Source organism: Brevibacillus sp. NL20B1, assembly GCF_018195675.1.
Lineage (GTDB): Bacteria > Bacillota > Bacilli > Brevibacillales > Brevibacillaceae > Brevibacillus > Brevibacillus aydinogluensis.
On sequence record NZ_JAGTPT010000001.1, the window covers coordinates 140,321 to 157,584 of the forward strand.

A 17,264-nucleotide genomic window follows, 5' to 3' on the forward strand; every position below is an offset into this window, starting at 1 on the left:
CGCCTTGTTTTCGGGAACCTTCTCGTGAAGTTTCAGATCGGAAGGGGCGTGACATCATGCCAAGACCGCTTGTGGTGGGTAACGGAAAGCTGCTGATCAATTTTGACGACAGACTGCGCATGCGCGATCTCTTCTATCCGTATGTCGGGCAACTGAATCACGTGGGCGGTCATTACTGCAAGCTGGGCATCTGGGTGCAGGGGCGGTTTTCCTGGTTGGATGAAGACGGATGGGAACGCAGGCTCGGCTATCGCGACGAGTCGCTCGTCACCGATGTCACCGCCCGTCACGAGAAATTGGGGCTTTCGCTCTGCATCGCAGACGGCGTGCATCAGCGCGACCCGATTTACCTCAAACAGGTCCGTGTCCGCAACCACTTCGCGGAGACGCGGGAAGTGCGCCTGTTTTTTCATCACGACTTCAGCTTGAACGAGACCGAAGTGGGGGATACGGCCGTGTACGATCCCCTGCTTCACACCGTGTACCATTACAAGCGCAATGTCTACATCATGGTGAACGGCCGGACGGCGGAGAACGGCGGCATTTTTCAGTACAGTGTGGGCATCAAGCGGTTTAATTACGCGGAAGGAACCTGGCGGGACGCAGAGGACGGTCTGCTGGAAGGAAACACGATCGCGCAGGGCTCGGTGGACAGCACCGTTTCGTTCCGCCTTGTGCTGGAGCCGCTGGCGGAGCAGACGCTGTACTACTGGATGTGCGTTGGTGACACGTACCCGGCGGTCAAGGAATTGAACCAGTACGTGCTGGACAGCGGAGCGGACCGGCTGCTGTCGCGCGTGGACGTCTACTGGCGGCGTTGGGTGAACAAGGAGGAGCAAAGCTTTGCTGACCTGCCGCCTGAGGTGATCCGCCTGTACAAACAGAGCCTGTTGATCATCCAAACACAGATTGATCAGAACGGCGCCATTCTGGCCGCCAACGATTCGGACATCCTGCAGTACAACCGCGATCATTACAGTTACATGTGGCCGCGCGACGGGGCGCTGGTCGCCAGCGCGATGGTCCGCGCGGGATACGGCGGGACGGTGGCGCCGTTTTTTCGCTTTTGCCGTGACGCGCTGACGGAGGACGGCTATCTGCTGCACAAGTACAATCCAGACGGGTCTGTCGGTTCGAGCTGGCACCCGTTTGTTCGGGACGGGGAGTACCAGCTTCCCATCCAGGAGGACGAGACGGCGCTTGTTCTCCACGCGCTGTGGGAGATGTACCGCTGCAGCAAGCAGATTGAATTTTGCCAGCGGCTGTATCCCACACTGGTCAGGCCGGCGGCCCGGTTTTTGCTGTCCCATCTCCATCCCGAATGGCACCTCCCCCTCCCCAGCTACGATCTGTGGGAAGAGCGCAGAGGAATCTTTACCTTTACCAGTGCCACCGTCTACGCCGGGCTCAAGGCGGCGGCAAGGTTTGCCCAACTGTTTGGCGACGATCACCGCTTCCAGCGCTATGACGAAGGGGCGGAGCGCGTCCGTGCGGCCATGTTGCAGCATCTGTACGATCCGGACCTCTGCCGTTTTTTGCGCGGGGGGTACCTGCGGTCAGACGGAAAGCTGGAAAAGGATGAAACGGTGGATAGCAGCCTGTACGGACTGTTTGCCCTGGGCGTGATGCCGGCAGACGATCCCCGGGTCGTCAGCACGATGGAGGCGGTTAGGCGCAGTCTGCGGGTGGATACGCCGGTGGGCGGAATCGCCCGGTACCAGGGTGATCCGTATTTTCGCAAGGCACACGACGCGGCCAGGGTGCCGGGGAACCCCTGGATTATCTGCACGCTGTGGGTAGCCGATTGGGAAATTGCGAAAGCGCAATCGCTGGAAGAACTTGGCGAAGCGAAAAAGCGGCTCGACTGGGTGGTGCGGCACGCGATGGAAAGCGGCGTGCTGTCGGAGCAGTTGGACCCGTACACCGGCGAGCCCGTCTCCGTTGCGCCGCTCACCTGGTCGCACGCCACCTTTGTCGCCACGGTGCTGCGTTACGTGGACAAAGCAAACGAGCTGAAGCAAAAAAGGGAGAGGTGAATCGCAGTGAACGACATCCGCTTTGGCACGGACGGCTGGCGCGCCATCGTCGCCGATCAATTTACGATGGAAAACGTGCGCGTCGTCGCCCAGGCCATTGCAGCCTATACCAGGGAAATCGGCCAACAGGAACAGGGCATTCTCATCGGTCATGACACGCGCTTTTTGGGCCGACGCTTCGCCGAGACCGTGGCAGGCGTGCTGGCCGCCAACGGCATTCGCGTCTATCTGGTCAACGAAGCAGCACCGACGCCGGCCGTGGCCTTTGGCGTCAAGCATTTTGCCGCCAGCGGCGCGGTGATGATTACCGCCAGCCACAACCCGCCTGAGTACAACGGGATCAAATACATTCCCGATTATGCCGGACCGGCCGCTCCGGAGATCACCAGCAGGCTGGAAGCGTTGATCCGGGCGGTCCAGGAGGCGGGCGGCGTCCGGGACATTCCGCTGGATGAAGCCAAGGCGCGCAAGCTGCTGCAGGTGATCGTGCTCCGTCCGCACTACGAGGCGCATCTCAGGCGAATGGTCCACCTGGACGTGCTGAAACAATCACCGCTGCGGGTCGTGATTGATCCCATGCACGGCGCCGGGATTGGCTACGTAAGCGGACTGCTGAAAGAAGCAGGGGTGGAGACGATCAGCATCCGCGAGACGGCCGACCCGTTTTTTGGCGGCAGCCTGCCGGAGCCGAACGATCACCACCTGTCCTTGTTGAAGAGGGAGGTCATCGACCGGCAGGCCGACCTGGGGTTGGCCAATGACGGAGACGGGGATCGCTTCGGAGCCGTTGACCGTTTCGGCCGGTACGTGCCGCCCAACGCCGTGCTCGCCCTGCTGACCCGCCATCTGGTCAAAAACAGGGGGCTGCGCGGCCGAATCGTACGCACCGTGGCGACCACCCACCTGTTGGACCGGATGGCGGCCCGCTACGGTCTGGAGCTGGTGGAGACGCCGGTTGGGTTCAAGTACATCGGCGCCCAAATGCTGCGGGGAGACGTGCTGATCGGCGGCGAGGAAAGCGGCGGCGCCAGCATTTTCGGCCACATTCCGGAAAAGGACGGCATTCTGATCAACCTGCTGTTGGCGGAGATGTGCGCCTGGGAAAAGAAAGGCATCGATCAGATTCTTCAGGAGGTCTGCGACGAGTATGGCGAGCTGTTTTCGACGCGCCTGGATATCCGCCTGCCGGGAAAAGAACGCTGGATACAGCAGATGCTGGCGGTGCCGCCTGGCCAGGTAGGCCCGTTTGCAGTGCGGGGAGTAAACCGCATGGACGGCGTCAAGCTGCTGCTCGACGGCGGTCATTGGGTGCTGATCCGTCCGTCCGGAACGGAGCCGCTTCTCCGCATTTACTGCGAGGCGGCGAACCCTGCCGCTCTTGAACAGATCAGAGAGGCTGTCCAAGACTGGTTTATCGAGATCAACGCGTAACGAACAAGCCCCTTTTGCGGTCTTGCCGGAAACGAACATGCATGTGCGGGGAAAAATAAAAGAGGCCGCCTCCCAGACTGGCCCATGCGGCGGGGAGGCGGCTTTTGCCGTTGTTCAACAGCATCCGCCGAGCAGGTTGCCTAATTTTCTGGTTTTGCTAGAATCAAAAAGAAGAAACCCTTCCGTGACGAAAGAAGAGGACACATGCGCATTCATCGAGACGTGTTGGACCCGTTCCTGCGTGAGGTAAAACTGGAAAGCCGTTCGCCGGACGACCCGGTCGTCGTGTTGCACACACCGTACCCGTGGGAATTGGTGGGAAGGGGCAACTACGCGGCGGTGTTCGCCCATCCTGACTACCCGGACGTGGTGGTGAAGCTGTACGCACCGGGGCGTCCCGGTTGGGAACAGGAAGTGGACGTGTACCGCAAGCTGGGGCAGACCCGCTCGTTTCCCGTCTGCTATCAGGCGGAGCCCTGCTTTCTGGTGCTGACGCGGATCAAAGGCATCTCGTTGTTTGACTGCCTTCGCTACGGCATTCCGATCCCGCCGCAGGTGATCGAGGACGTGGAGGAGGCGCTGGAGGAAGCCCGGTCCAAGGGGCTGTATCCCCACGACGTGCACGCCAAAAACGTGCTGATGGATCAGGGGCGGGGCTATCTGATCGACGTGTCCGACTACTACAAAAACATACCGGACAGCAAGTGGCGCGACTTGCGACGGGCGTACTACAAGTTCTACCTGCCGCTTTTCAAGGACCGCGGCTGGAAGATACCGCTCTGGGTGCTGGATGGCGTGCGCAAAGGGTATCGGTACTACAAAAAGCTGTCCCGCCTCTTTCGGTGAGCAGGGGAAGACGCACCGGTCCACGGGGAGCGTGGATCGTTTCATTGTTTCACAAGCGGCGCTGTGGTATCATTTTCTGTTGACGTCATGTTGCTGGCTGTCTGAGTCGGAGTAAGGAGGACCCCATCGATGTACTATCTCATTGCTGCTGCCATTGTCGCGCTCGATCAATGGACCAAGAACCTGGTGGTGACCCGGATGGAACTGGGGCAGTCGATTCCCCTGATTCCAGATGTGTTTCACCTCACGTCCCATCGGAACATGGGAGCGGCATTTGGCATCCTGCAAAACCAGCGATGGCTGTTTGTGATCATCACGATTGCCGTCGTGATCGGCATTCTGGTGTCGCTCGTGCGCATCGGCAAGCGGCAGCCGCGCGTGTCTCTCGCGCTTTCGCTGGTGTTGGGCGGGGCGATCGGCAATTTCATCGACCGCGTCAGCACGGGCCAGGTGGTCGATTTTCTCGATTTTACCCTGATCAACTTTCCGATTTTCAATGTAGCCGATATGGCCATTACATTCGGCGTTGCCCTGCTGCTGCTGGACGTGCTGCTGGAGGGCAGACGCAAGGCCGAGTAAGTGGTAAATGGAACGAGTGGTTGTAAACGATACTAGCGTACTACATACGAGGAGACAGAGATGAACGACACGCAGTTGTTTGAACGGTACGACTGGACCGTTGAGCCTGCCGACGCGGGTGAGCGGATTGACAAATTCATCACGATGCAAAACGAAGACTGGTCCCGGTCACAAGTGCAAATCTGGATCAAGGAAGGCCGAGTGTCCGTCAACGGGGAGCCGGTGAAAAGCAACTACAAGCTGGCGGCGGACGACGAGATTACGCTGCGCGTCCCCCCGCCGAAGGAAATGGCGATCGAGCCGGAGCCGATGCCGCTCGACATCGTTTACGAAGACGCCGACGTAATTGTTGTGAACAAGCCGCGCGGGCTGGTGGTCCATCCTGCCCCCGGACACTACAGCGGCACACTGGTCAACGGTCTCTTGGCCCACTGCAAGGATCTGTCGGGGATTAACGGCGTGCTTCGGCCTGGCATTGTCCACCGCATCGACAAGGACACGTCCGGTCTGTTGATGGTGGCCAAAAACGACAAGGCGCACGTCAGCCTCGCCCGGCAGTTGAAAGAGCACAGCGTCAACCGCAAATACGTGGCCATCGTGCACGGGGTTATCCCGCACGAAATGGGCACAATCGACGCGCCGATCGGCCGGGACCCGAAAAACCGGCAGCAGATGGCCGTCGTCTTTGAAAACAGCAAACCGGCCGTCACCCATTTTGTCGTGCTGGAACGGTTTAAGGCGTTTACCCTGGTGGAGTTGAAGCTGGAGACGGGGCGCACCCACCAGATCCGGGTGCATATGAAATACATCGGCTATCCGCTGGCGGGAGACCCCAAGTACGGGCCGAAAAACACGCTGGAACTGAACGGCCAGGCGTTGCACGCGAAAACGCTGGGCTTTGACCATCCGCGCACGGGCGAGCGGCTGGAGTTTGAAGCGCCGCTGCCGCAGGATCTGCTGGACGTGATTCACCAGCTGCGGCAAGCCTGACACAGCGCACACATAATACGGTTCAGCGAATTAAACGCTAGGGAGTACCACAGATGTTCCCTGGCGTTTTTTGTTGCCGATGAAACATTGCCGCGTTGGTATCGTCATACCAACGACGAGAGAAAAAGGAGGAGTACGCATGTGGACGATGGTGAAACTGGCGGCATGTGCAGCGGCGCTGACGGCGTCGGTGCTGACCACATCCGCCCAGACCGGAACAGTCCCGGTCGCGACGGGTCAGGGCTCGGCTCCCGCGCCATCCCTGCCGACGGGAAGTGAACCGGCGGTAGACGTGCAGCCGGGAGAGCGGGCCGCAGACGCCCCTCAGCGCGTCAGCCAGACTGCCGTTCCGGCGACGATCGCGTTTATCCACAATAAGCATTTGTGGATACTCGACGCCAGCAAGGCCGACGCCGTGCCCGTGCAGGTGACGACGCAGGGTGAAGCAGAGATCGCCGGGTGGTCGGCCGACGGCAAATGGCTGCTCTACCTGCTGTACGAAAAGGAGGCGCGCTCCAGTTCGTCACCGGCTTACTTGTGGGCGGTGAAGGCGGACGGAACCGGAGCATTCCAGGTGGATGTGCGGCCCGTCTTGGAACATCCCAAGTGGTCGCCTGTCTCCCGCACCTTCGCCTACCTGGTCGCTGCGTCCGGGGCGGACGAGGACCGAAAAAAGCTGTTGGTGGTGGCGGAAATGGCCGGGGAGAAAGCGGGCGTCGTCAGCACCCAGACGATGGAGCTGGCCGATTTTGCCTGGATGCCGGACGGCAAGCGCCTGCTCGTCTCCGTGCCTGTCGCTTCGGACCGTCCGATGACGCTCAGGCTCATTGATCTGGCAGGCAATCAGCTGGCCGTCTATCCGCTTACCGAGCAGTCCAATGTGGACGAAGACATCTATCCGCTGGAGGCTACAGGGTTGAAAGTCGCTCCGGACGGCAAGCGGGTGGCTTACTATGTGTGGATGAATGCCGCTTCGCTTTCTAATGACGGCGTGCCGATTCAGATCCTTGACCTGACCCGCTCCGGCAGCAAACCGGTGGACATCGGCAGCGGTCTGGCCTATCCGCAGTGGCTGGCCTGGTCGCCGGACAGCAGCCTGCTGGCGTTTATCGACGGCGAAGATCGCATGGCCACGCACAACAAGCGCGTGATGATTGCCGATGCCAACGGGCGGGTGATCCCGGCAGGGCAGCCGGACAAGGTGGATGCGCAGCCGACGTGGACAGCCGCCTCTCCGTACACGCTGTATTTTACCCGCGGTGTTGAGACGTATTTTGAGGACGACCCGGAAAATCCGAAGGTGCCCGGGCAGCGCATTTGGCGGCGAAGCGCTGACGGCAGTCAGCAGGCTGTGACGCAGGGGACGGACAAGACGGCCGATATCTTTCCCACCCTGTCACCGGACGGAAACGCCTTGCTGTTTGTCCGGCTTGATGCCGCCGAACACGGCTCGCTCTATCTGAAAACGGGCAGTGAACGCGAAGTGGAACTGCTTCGGCATGTGACGGGTTCCGTCGGGTTTTACGGCAACCACCTGCCGGCGTGGATCAGCGTTTTCTGGAAAGAGCAAAAACCTCATTGACACGGCTTGCGATTCGTGCCATAATTCATTCTGACAAAGGGAACCTTTAAATCCAGTCCTGTGAGGCTGGCAAGGGCACGGATACGCAGAGACGGCAGGAAAAAGGGCGGATCACCCCTTTTGCCTGTCATCGGCCAGTGGCTTCTTGTCGCCTGACAAGAAGCCTTTTTTGTGCCACAGGTAAGACAAGCCGATTTCCGGGAGGGAAGCGCACGTGATCAACAAGAGCGTCATCATGGACGAAGCGGCCATCCGTCGGGCACTGACGCGGATCGCCCACGAAATCATCGAGCGGAACAAGGGTGTGGAAGACTGTATCATCGCCGGCATCAAGACGAGGGGCATCTACCTGGCGCAGCGGCTGGTGGAGCGGATCGAACTGATCGAAAACGTCAAGGTACCGGTCGGCCAGTTGGACATCACCTTTTACCGGGACGATCTGCAGCACAAATCAGAAGATGCGGTGCTGCACGGTGCCCAGTTGCCCGGTGACATCACCGGCAAGACGGTCATTCTCGTCGACGACGTGCTGTACACCGGACGAACGGTTCGGGCCGCACTGGACGCGCTGATCGACAACGGCCGCCCACGCATGATCCAGTTGGCCGTGCTGGTGGACCGCGGCCACCGCGAGCTGCCGATCCGACCCGACTTTGTCGGCAAGAACGTCCCTACGTCCCGTACTGAGATTGTGGACGTGAAGCTGGCGGAAGTGGACGGGATGGACATGGTCACCATCCGCCAGTTGATCTGAGACAAAAATGGATACGCCTCTTTAACCGCAATCCCGTGAGGTTGCGAAGAGGTTTACGCGCTTTCCATGCCCGTGGAAGGATGGAAGGAGTATGCCTCTTTGTGCCTGCACAAAGAGGTTTTTTGTTGGCCGAAATACGCAGTGCAGTATAGACAAATAAAAGACAAAACAAACGCAGGGGGACAATACAGATGAGTCAAAAAAACTTTGTCGATGTGCACGAAACACCCGCGGTCTCCAAGCTGCTGCCGCTCAGCATCCAGCACCTGTTTGCGATGTTTGGCGCGACTGTGCTGGTGCCGATTCTGACCGGCCTGGACCCGGCGACCGCGCTCTTTACCAGCGGGGTGGGAACACTCCTGTTTCTGCTGATTACCAAAGGCAAGCTGCCCAACTACCTGGGATCGTCGTTCGCCTTTATCGGCCCGATCATCACGGTAAGCCAGGCCTATGGCGTCGGCACCGCGCTGCTGGGCTGTCTGCTCTCCGGTCTGGTCTACGTCATCGTGGCGGCGATCGTGCAGAAGGCCGGCGTCAAGTGGCTGGACCGCGTTCTGCCACCGGTGGTGATCGCGTCCGTCATCGTCGTCATTGGCCTGAGCCTGTCGGTGGTGGCCGTCGATATGGCGACCAAGGTAACGGTGGACGGCCAGTCGGTCATGTCGCTCACCTCCATTGAAATTTCACTGGTGACGATGATTGTAACGGTTCTGGCGGCTGTGATGCTGCGCGGCTTTTTTGCCCTCATTCCGATTCTCATCGGCATCATCGCCGGGTACCTCTACACGCTCATGCGTCATCCTGAGCTGATTGACTTGAACAAGGTGGCTACTGCAGAGATCATTTCCGCTCCGGACTTCAAGCTGAAAGAAGTGGCCTTCGCGCTCGGCGACCCGTCCGCCTGGGTAGCGGCGCTGATCATTGCGCCGGTCGCGTTTGTCACGCTGGCGGAGCACCTCGGCCACCTGCTGGTGACGAGCCGGGTAATGGACCGCGATCTGATGAAAGATCCCGGACTGCACCGCAGCTTGCTGGGGGATGGAGTGGCGACCGCGCTGGCCGGTCTGATTGGCGGACCGCCTGCCACCACGTACGGGGAAAACATCGGTGTGCTCGCCATCACCCGTGTGTTCAGCCGCACGGTGATTGCGCTGGCGGCGGTATTGGCAATCCTGTTCTCCTTCTGCGGCAAAATCAGCGAGCTCCTGATGACGATTCCGACGCCGGTGCTGGGCGGTGTCTCCATCATCCTGTTCGGGATTATCGCGGCCCAGGGGCTTCGCATGTACGTCGAAAGCAAAGTGGACTTTTCCAACAAGCGCAACATGATCATTGCCGCCGCGATTCTGGTGACCGGGATCGGCGGTTACAAAATCAGCTTCGAGGGCGTTTCCTTCTGGCAGTCTTTCCTGCACAACCTGACAATTGACAACATCGCCTTCTCCACCTTCCTCGGCATCGTGCTGCACCTGATCCTGCCGGGCAAGGAATCGGCGATGGGGGAAGCGCACCGCGAAGAACAAAAGCATATCGCCTGACACGTTCCGACGACCTTTAAATCAGTCCCGAGAGGCTGGCAAGGCGGCTGGGCGCTGTTTCACCTGCGCACAGGGAAGCAAATCACGAGCTTCTTGCCTTACCTGCCTTCACGGCAAAGACGGCAAGAAGCTTTTTTTATCCAATTGCGGAATACGGAGGGATTTTCGATGAGCATCGTCACGCACCTGATTGGCATGAAAGAGCTGACAACGGATCAGATCGAGCGGCTGCTGGATCGCGCCGAATACTGGGCGGAGCGGCCTGGTGTGCAGACGGATGTGCTGAAGGGACGCTTCATCGCCAACCTGTTCTTCGAGGCCAGCACGAGAACCCGCTTTTCGTTTGAGGTGGCGCAAAAACGGCTGGGTGCGCACGTGCTGAATTTCATCCCGGAGACCTCTTCCACTGTAAAAGGGGAAACGATCTACGACACGATCCGCACGCTGGAAGCGATGGGCGTGGAGGCGGCGGTCATCCGCACGAAAAAGGACGGCCTGCTGACGGAACTGGCCTCTGAAGTCAGCCTTCATCTGATCAACGCGGGCGACGGCACCAACGAACATCCCACCCAGTGTCTGCTCGACCTCTTGACGATGCGGCAGCAGTTCGGCCGGATCGAGGGGCTGACCGTGGCCATCATCGGTGACCTTCGCCACAGCCGCGTGCTCGGTTCGCATCTGCACGCCCTGCCCAAGCTGGGGGCCAACCTGCTGCTCGCCGGTCCGGCCAGCATGATGCCGCCGGCGCAGATCGTGCCGGACGGGGTGAAAAAGGTCGACATCGACGAAGCGGTCCAGACGGCCGACGTGGTGATGATGCTGCGCGTGCAGTTGGAGCGGCACACAGACGCGCTGTTTGTATCCAAGGAAGAGTACCACCGGGCACACGGGCTGACGCTGGAGCGGGCCAAGATGATGAAGCCGGGCGCGGTGATCATGCACCCGGCGCCGGTCAACCGCGGAGTGGAAATCCACAGCGACCTGGTGGAATGCGAGAAGTCGCTGATCCAAAAACAAGTGACCAACGGCGTGGCTGCCCGCATGGCAGTACTGGAAACTGTGCTGAAAGGAAGCGATAAGACATGGGAATCATCCTTGGCAACGGCAAACGCATAAACGAGGCTGGCGAACTGATCCCCGCCGAAGTGCTGATCGAAGACGGACGCATCAAAGCGATCGATAAACAGCTTGCGCGCGACGGGCATGAGTGGATCGACTGCAAGGGCAGACTCATCTCCGCCGGCTTCATTGACGTCCACGTCCACCTGCGCGAACCGGGCTTTGAACACAAGGAGACGATCGCGACGGGGGCGCATGCAGCCGTAAAAGGCGGATTTACCACGATCGCCTGCATGCCCAACACCCGCCCTGTCATCGACAGTGTGGAGACGGTCCGCTACATTCTCGACAAGGCGCAGGAAGCGGGCAAGGCCCGCGTGCTCCCCTACGGAGCGATTACCGTGCGGCAGCTCGGCAAGGAATTGACCGACTTCGCCGCGCTCAAGGAAGCGGGGATTTTCGCCCTTACTGATGACGGCGTGGGCGTCCAATCCAGCGCGATGATGAAGGAAGCGATGAAGCGGGCGAAAGAACTGGGCCTCTCGATCGTTGCCCACTGCGAAGACGACGATCTGATCACTCCGGGCAGCGCGCTTCACGACGGCGTGGTGGCGGCGCGGCACGGCCTTCCGGGCATCCCGTCGGAATCGGAGTCGATCCACGTGGGACGGGACATCCTGCTGGCAGAGCAGACCGGCGTCCACTACCACGTCTGCCACATCAGCGCCAAGGAATCGGTGCGTCTGGTGCGGGACGGCAAGCGGGCCGGGGTGAACGTCACCTGCGAAGTGACGCCGCACCACCTGCTGCTCTGCGACGAAGACATCCCGGACGACCTGAACGCCAACTGGAAAATGAACCCGCCGCTGCGCAGCCGCGAAGACCGGGCGGCGCTGATCGCCGGACTGAAGGACGGCACGATTGACATCATCGCCACTGATCACGCCCCGCACACGACGGAAGAGAAGACGAACGGCATTGAGCGGGCACCGTTTGGCATCGTCGGACTGGAGACGGCATTCCCGCTCCTGTACACCCATCTGGTGCTGACCGGCGAACTGACGCTGAAGCAGTTGATTGAGCTGTTGACCGTAAAACCGGCAGAGATTTTCGGACTGCCGTACGGACGCCTGGAAGTGGGTGCTCCAGCCGATCTCAGCGTGCTTGATCTGGAAGCGGAGCGGACCATTGATCCCGGCACCTTTGCCAGCAAGGGAACCAACACGCCATTTGCCGGCTGGGTCTGCAAAGGATGGCCGACCCTGACGATGGTAAACGGTGCGATCGTATATCGGGAAGCGGAATAAGGAAGCAGAAAAAGGAGGAAGCGAAGATGCGAGCGAGACTGATCTTGGAAGACGGAACGGAGTGTGTCGGCACCGCTTTTGGGGCGACGACGGAGAGCGTGGGGGAAGTGGTATTCAACACCGGGTTGACCGGTTATCAGGAAGTGCTGTCCGATCCTTCCTACTGCGGCCAGATTGTCACCATGACCTACCCGCTGATCGGCAACTACGGGATCAATCGGGACGATTTTGAGGCGGTGCGCCCGTACATCCACGGATTCGTCGTCCGCGAGCACTGTGACACGCCGAGCAACTGGCGCAGCGCCGGGACGCTGGACGAACTGCTGAAAGCGTACGACATCCCGGGCATCGCCGGCGTCGACACGCGGATGCTGACCCGCAAGATTCGCTATCACGGTACGATGAAAGGGATGATCACGACCAGCGAGGCTCCCCTGTCCGAGCTGCTCGACTCGCTCCGCCGCGCTCCCCTGATGAACGATCAGGTGGCTCGTGTCTCCACCAAGAGCGTGTTTAGCTGTCCGGGAACGGGCCATCGCGTGGTGCTGGTCGACTTCGGCGCCAAGCATGGTATTTTGCGCGAGCTGACCAAGCGCAACTGCGATGTGGTCGTCGTTCCCCACAACGTGACCGCAGCCGAGATTCGCCGACTGCATCCGGACGGCATCCTCCTGTCCAATGGCCCCGGCGATCCGAAAGACGTGCCGCAGGCGATCGAGACAATCCGCGAGATTTTGGGCGAGTATCCGCTGTTTGGCATCTGTCTGGGCCACCAGTTATTTGCCCTGGCGTCCGGAGCGGACACGGTGAAGATGAAGTTTGGCCACCGCGGCGGCAACCATCCGGTCAAGGAAATCATGACAGGCCGCACCTACATCACGTCGCAGAACCACAGCTACGCGGTGAAAGCGGAGTCGATTCCGGGCACCGGCCTGGAGATTACGCACGTTGCACTGAACGACGGCACGGTGGAAGGTCTGCGCAATCTGGAGAAACGGGCTTTCTCCGTACAGTACCACCCGGAAGCGGCCCCAGGTCCTTACGACACCGGCTACCTGTTTGACCAGTTTCTCGAAATCATGGACACCGCGAAGGAGGAGAGGGCACATGCCAAAGCTCGCTGACCTGAAAAAAATCCTGGTGATCGGCTCCGGTCCCATCGTCATTGGACAGGCGGCGGAGTTTGACTACGCAGGCACACAGGCCTGCCAGGCGCTGAAGGAAGAAGGGCTGGAAGTGGTGCTGATCAACTCCAACCCGGCCACGATCATGACCGACACCAACATGGCGGACAACGTGTACATCGAACCGCTCACGCCGGAATTTGTCACCCGCGTCATCCGCAAGGAAAAACCGGACGGCCTGCTGCCTACCCTGGGCGGCCAAACCGGGCTCAACATGGCGGTGGCACTGGCAGAATCGGGTGTGCTGGCAGAAGAAAACGTGAAGCTGCTCGGCACCAACCTGGACGCGATCAAGCAGGCGGAAGACCGGGAGCAGTTCCGCGCCCTGATGAACGAGCTGGGCGAGCCGGTGCCCGAGTCGACGATCGTCAGCACCGTGGATGAAGCGGTGCGGTTCGCTAGCGAAATCGGCTACCCGATCATCGTCCGTCCGGCCTACACGCTGGGCGGCACCGGCGGCGGCATCTGCGAAGACGAGGAGAGCTTGCGGGAAATCGTGGCGAGCGGTCTGAAATACTCTCCCATCTCGCAGTGTCTGATCGAGAAGAGCATCGCCGGGATGAAGGAGATCGAGTACGAGGTAATGCGCGACGCAAACGACAACTGCATCGTCGTCTGCAACATGGAAAACATCGATCCGGTCGGGGTGCACACCGGCGACTCCATCGTCGTGGCGCCGAGCCAGACGCTGTCCGACCGCGAGTATCAGATGCTCCGCTCCTCCGCGCTGAAAATCATTCGCGCGCTGGGCATCGAAGGCGGCTGCAACGTGCAGTTCGCGCTCGACCCGCACAGCTTCCGCTACTACGTGATCGAGGTAAACCCTCGCGTCAGCCGCTCCTCCGCGCTGGCCTCCAAGGCGACGGGCTACCCGATCGCCAAGATGGCTGCCAAAATCGCCATCGGCTACACGCTGGACGAACTGAAGAACCCGGTCACCGGCCAAACCTACGCCTGCTTCGAGCCGACTATCGACTACGTGGTGAGCAAAATCCCGCGCTGGCCGTTTGACAAGTTCCAGTCGGCCAACCGCAAGCTGGGCACGCAGATGAAGGCGACCGGGGAAGTGATGGCAATTGGCCGCACGTTTGAAGAGTCGATTATGAAAGCGATCCGCTCCCTGGAGATCGGCACCTACCACCTGGAGATCAAGGGCACGTCCGCGCTGGCCGACGAGGAGCTGAAAGACCGGCTGATCACCGCTGACGACGAGCGCCTGTTCCTGCTTGCAGAGGCACTGCGCCGCGGCTGGAGCATCGAGACGCTGCACGACCTGACCAGCATCGACCGTTTCTTTCTGCACAAGCTGCACAGGATCGTCGCTTTTGAACAAGAACTGGCGGCAGGTCTGACGCCGGAGAAGCTCTACGAGGCGAAGCGGATGGGCTTTACCGACCGGAAAATCGCTGAACTGACCGGCCAAACGGAAGCAGAAGTCCGCGCTCTGCGGGAAGAGCACGGCTTCAAGCCCGTGTTCAAGATGGTGGATACCTGCGCGGCCGAGTTTGAAGCGCAGACCCCGTACTACTACTCCACCTACGAGCAGGAAGACGAGCGGGTGGAGACGGGCAAAAAGCGCGTCGTCGTGCTTGGCTCCGGCCCGATCCGCATCGGCCAGGGCATCGAGTTCGACTACGCCACCGTTCACGCGGTCTGGGCGCTGAAAGAGGCGGGGTATGAAGCAATCATTATCAACAACAACCCGGAGACCGTCTCCACTGATTTCAACACCTCTGATCGCCTGTACTTCGAGCCGCTCTACATCGAAGACGTGATGAACATCATCGACGCGGAACAGCCCGAGGGCGTGATCGTTCAGTTTGGCGGACAGACGGCGATCAACCTGGCGGACAAACTGGCCGCCCGCGGCGTGCGCATCCTCGGCACCAGCCTGGAGAACATCGACGCAGCGGAAAATCGCGAAAAGTTTGAAGCGCTGCTCAGAAGCCTTGACATCGCCCAACCGCCGGGCAAAACCGTCACCTCTGTGGAAGAAGCGGTGGTGGCGGCTGAAAGCCTCGGCTTCCCGGTACTGGTTCGTCCATCCTACGTCCTGGGCGGCCGCGCGATGGAAATCGTCTACAACAAGACGGAACTTTTGGAGTACATGGAACACGCAGTGAAGGTCAATCCGGAGCATCCGGTGCTGGTCGACCGCTACATGGTCGGCACGGAGGCGGAGGTGGACGCCATCTGCGACGGCGAAAACGTGCTGATTCCGGGCATTATGGAACACATTGAGCGCGCAGGGGTGCACTCCGGCGACTCGATCGCGGTGTATCCGCCGCAGTCGCTCTCGCCTGAAATCAAAGCAGAACTGGTAGACATGACGACGAAACTGGCCCGCGCCCTGCAGATCAAAGGGCTGATCAACATTCAGTTTGTCATCTGCGACAACCGTCCGTACGTGATCGAGGTAAACCCGCGTTCGTCCCGGACCGTGCCGTTCCTGTCCAAAGTGACGGGCATCCCGATGGCGAACATCGCGACCAAGGCGATCCTCGGCCACTCCATCGTCGAGCAGGGCTTTACGCCCGGCTGCCATCCGGAAGACGAGATGGTTTCCGTGAAAGTGCCGGTCTTCTCCTTCGCCAAATTGCGCCGCGTCGACATCACGCTGGGTCCGGAAATGAAGTCGACCGGCGAAGTGATGGGCCGCGAGCGGACGCTGGCCAAAGCGCTGTACAAAGGGCTCCTGGCCGCCGGCATGAACATCCCGACACATGGTTCGCTGCTTGTCACCGTCGCCGACAAGGACAAGGGAGAAGCGCTGGAGATCGTGAAACGCTTCCACCGCCTGGGCTTTAAACTGCTGGCCACCTCTGGAACGGCGGATTACCTGGAGAAAGCGGGATTGACCGTCACCCGCGTAAACAAGCTGTCCGAGGGCACGCCCAACCTGCTGGACATGATCCATCAAGGGGAAGCGAATATTGTGTTAAACACCCTGACCAAAGGCAAGACACCGCAGCGGGACGGTTTCCGCATCCGCCGCGAAGCCGTGGAAAACGGTGCCGTCTGCCTGACGTCCCTGGACACAGCAAAAGCGCTCCTGCACGTCCTGGAGACGATCACGTTCTCTACGGAAGCGATGCCGGCGCAGCGCACGGGAGCCAAGCTCGCCGTGCCGGTATAACAGTCAGAGCGTCACCTACGCAGGGAAGCAAATTCGAGGCGGTGTCGCCACTAGGAAGGGAGAGAGCGGTGTGCCGCTGCAACCAACCGATATACGCGAGCGCATGATCGTTGCGCTCGACTTTTCCACGAAAAAGGACGTCACACAATGTCTGGCCCGGCTGGACGGGCTGATTCGATACGTCAAGGTGGGTATGGAACTGTACTATGCAGAAGGCCCGGCGATCGTCCACTACCTGAAGGAGCAGGGACTAAAGGTGTTTCTCGACCTGAAGGTGCACGACATTCCCAACACGGCCAAAGGGGCGATGAAAAGCCTGGCCCGTCACGGCGTCGACATGGTCAACGTGCACGCTGCGGGAGGCGTGGCGATGATGGAGGCGGCCCGGGAAGGACTGGAGCAGGGGACCGCGGCCGGTGCTCCCCGTCCTCTGCTGATCGGCGTTACGATGCTCACCTCGACCGGACAGCAGACGATGAACGAGGAGCTGGCGATTCCCGGCACGGTGGAAGATGTCGTCGTCCATTACGCGAAGTTGGCCAAACAGGCGGGGCTGGACGGAGTCGTCGCCTCTCCATTGGAAGTACCGATGATCAAGCAGGCGGCCGGTATTGATTTCCTCACCGTCACCCCGGGGATTCGGCCTCTCTGGGCGGAGAAGGGAGACCAGACCCGGATCACGACCCCGGAACAGGCGTTTCAGTTGGGGAGCGACTACATCGTAATCGGCCGGGCGGTTACGGCTTCGCCCGATCCTGCCGCCGCCTGGGAGCGGATCGTTAACGCCGTTCAGGCGGCATGCCTCTAAACGTACGCGAAGGG

The 17,264-nt window shown here is 60.4% G+C and carries 13 protein-coding genes; all 13 read left to right on the forward strand.

The features are described 5' to 3' along the window. The first annotated feature begins 56 nt into the window (after positions 1-56). Entirely contained in the window at positions 57-2,036 is a 1,980-nt protein-coding gene (locus KDN35_RS00755; protein ID WP_212131855.1) for a glycoside hydrolase family 15 protein, read from the forward strand. Positions 2,037-2,042: 6 nt separating this feature from the next. Continuing rightward, positions 2,043-3,467: a phosphoglucomutase/phosphomannomutase family protein gene (locus KDN35_RS00760; RefSeq protein ID WP_212131856.1), complete on the forward strand. Its 1,425-nt coding sequence runs from the start codon at positions 2,043-2,045 to the stop codon at positions 3,465-3,467. Positions 3,468-3,671: 204 nt separating this feature from the next. Then, positions 3,672-4,313, forward strand: a complete 642-nt coding sequence (locus KDN35_RS00765) for a serine/threonine protein kinase (protein WP_171564331.1) — start codon at positions 3,672-3,674, stop codon at positions 4,311-4,313. Between the two features lie 129 nt (positions 4,314-4,442). Next, positions 4,443-4,892 carry a signal peptidase II gene (lspA, locus tag KDN35_RS00770; protein WP_171564330.1) on the forward strand — a complete coding sequence of 150 codons (450 nt, stop codon included), beginning with the start codon at positions 4,443-4,445 and terminating at the stop codon, positions 4,890-4,892. Between the two features lie 60 nt (positions 4,893-4,952). After that, the gene (locus KDN35_RS00775; RefSeq protein WP_171564329.1) at positions 4,953-5,882 is read left to right on the forward strand and encodes an RluA family pseudouridine synthase; all 930 of its coding nucleotides are present in this window, start codon (positions 4,953-4,955) and stop codon (positions 5,880-5,882) included. A 139-nt stretch (positions 5,883-6,021) separates the two neighbouring features. Beyond that, the gene (locus KDN35_RS00780; RefSeq protein WP_212131857.1) at positions 6,022-7,464 is read left to right on the forward strand and encodes a TolB family protein; all 1,443 of its coding nucleotides are present in this window, start codon (positions 6,022-6,024) and stop codon (positions 7,462-7,464) included. 214 nt (positions 7,465-7,678) lie between these two features. After that, positions 7,679-8,218 carry a bifunctional pyr operon transcriptional regulator/uracil phosphoribosyltransferase PyrR gene (gene pyrR, locus KDN35_RS00785; protein WP_171564327.1) on the forward strand — a complete coding sequence of 180 codons (540 nt, stop codon included), beginning with the start codon at positions 7,679-7,681 and terminating at the stop codon, positions 8,216-8,218. Positions 8,219-8,409: 191 nt separating this feature from the next. Next, complete coding sequence (locus tag KDN35_RS00790; protein WP_171564326.1) at positions 8,410-9,756, forward strand: solute carrier family 23 protein; 1,347 nt, start codon at positions 8,410-8,412, stop codon at positions 9,754-9,756. A 168-nt stretch (positions 9,757-9,924) separates the two neighbouring features. Further along, positions 9,925-10,872: an aspartate carbamoyltransferase catalytic subunit gene (locus tag KDN35_RS00795; protein WP_171564325.1), complete on the forward strand. Its 948-nt coding sequence runs from the start codon at positions 9,925-9,927 to the stop codon at positions 10,870-10,872. Continuing rightward, the gene (locus tag KDN35_RS00800) at positions 10,839-12,122 is read left to right on the forward strand and encodes a dihydroorotase (protein WP_212131858.1); all 1,284 of its coding nucleotides are present in this window, start codon (positions 10,839-10,841) and stop codon (positions 12,120-12,122) included. The genes KDN35_RS00795 and KDN35_RS00800 overlap by 34 nt, the downstream gene beginning before the upstream one ends. A 26-nt stretch (positions 12,123-12,148) precedes the next feature. Next, on the forward strand, positions 12,149-13,246 hold the full coding sequence (carA, locus tag KDN35_RS00805; RefSeq protein WP_212131859.1) for a glutamine-hydrolyzing carbamoyl-phosphate synthase small subunit: 1,098 nt from the start codon (positions 12,149-12,151) through the stop codon (positions 13,244-13,246). Continuing rightward, positions 13,230-16,442 (forward strand): carbamoyl-phosphate synthase large subunit, encoded by a 3,213-nt coding sequence (gene carB, locus KDN35_RS00810; RefSeq protein ID WP_212131860.1) that lies wholly within the window; start codon positions 13,230-13,232, stop codon positions 16,440-16,442. The genes carA and carB overlap by 17 nt, the downstream gene beginning before the upstream one ends. A 70-nt stretch (positions 16,443-16,512) precedes the next feature. Beyond that, positions 16,513-17,250, forward strand: coding sequence for an orotidine-5'-phosphate decarboxylase (gene pyrF, locus KDN35_RS00815; protein ID WP_326838931.1), 738 nt, complete (start codon positions 16,513-16,515; stop codon positions 17,248-17,250). Positions 17,251-17,264 lie beyond the last annotated feature (14 nt).

Bases quoted from the DNA above. Each gene is read 5' to 3' on its own strand.
- KDN35_RS00755 (WP_212131855.1), top strand. From the start codon at position 57: ATGCCAAGACCGCTTGTGGTGGGTAACGGAAAGCTGCTGATCAATTTT.
- KDN35_RS00765 (WP_171564331.1), top strand. From the start codon at position 3,672: ATGCGCATTCATCGAGACGTGTTGGACCCGTTCCTGCGTGAGGTAAAA.
- lspA (WP_171564330.1), top strand. From the start codon at position 4,443: ATGTACTATCTCATTGCTGCTGCCATTGTCGCGCTCGATCAATGGACC.
- KDN35_RS00775 (WP_171564329.1), top strand. From the start codon at position 4,953: ATGAACGACACGCAGTTGTTTGAACGGTACGACTGGACCGTTGAGCCT.
- KDN35_RS00780 (WP_212131857.1), top strand. From the start codon at position 6,022: ATGTGGACGATGGTGAAACTGGCGGCATGTGCAGCGGCGCTGACGGCG.
- KDN35_RS00790 (WP_171564326.1), top strand. From the start codon at position 8,410: ATGAGTCAAAAAAACTTTGTCGATGTGCACGAAACACCCGCGGTCTCC.
- KDN35_RS00795 (WP_171564325.1), top strand. From the start codon at position 9,925: ATGAGCATCGTCACGCACCTGATTGGCATGAAAGAGCTGACAACGGAT.
- KDN35_RS00800 (WP_212131858.1), top strand. From the start codon at position 10,839: ATGGGAATCATCCTTGGCAACGGCAAACGCATAAACGAGGCTGGCGAA.
- carA (WP_212131859.1), top strand. From the start codon at position 12,149: ATGCGAGCGAGACTGATCTTGGAAGACGGAACGGAGTGTGTCGGCACC.
- carB (WP_212131860.1), top strand. From the start codon at position 13,230: ATGCCAAAGCTCGCTGACCTGAAAAAAATCCTGGTGATCGGCTCCGGT.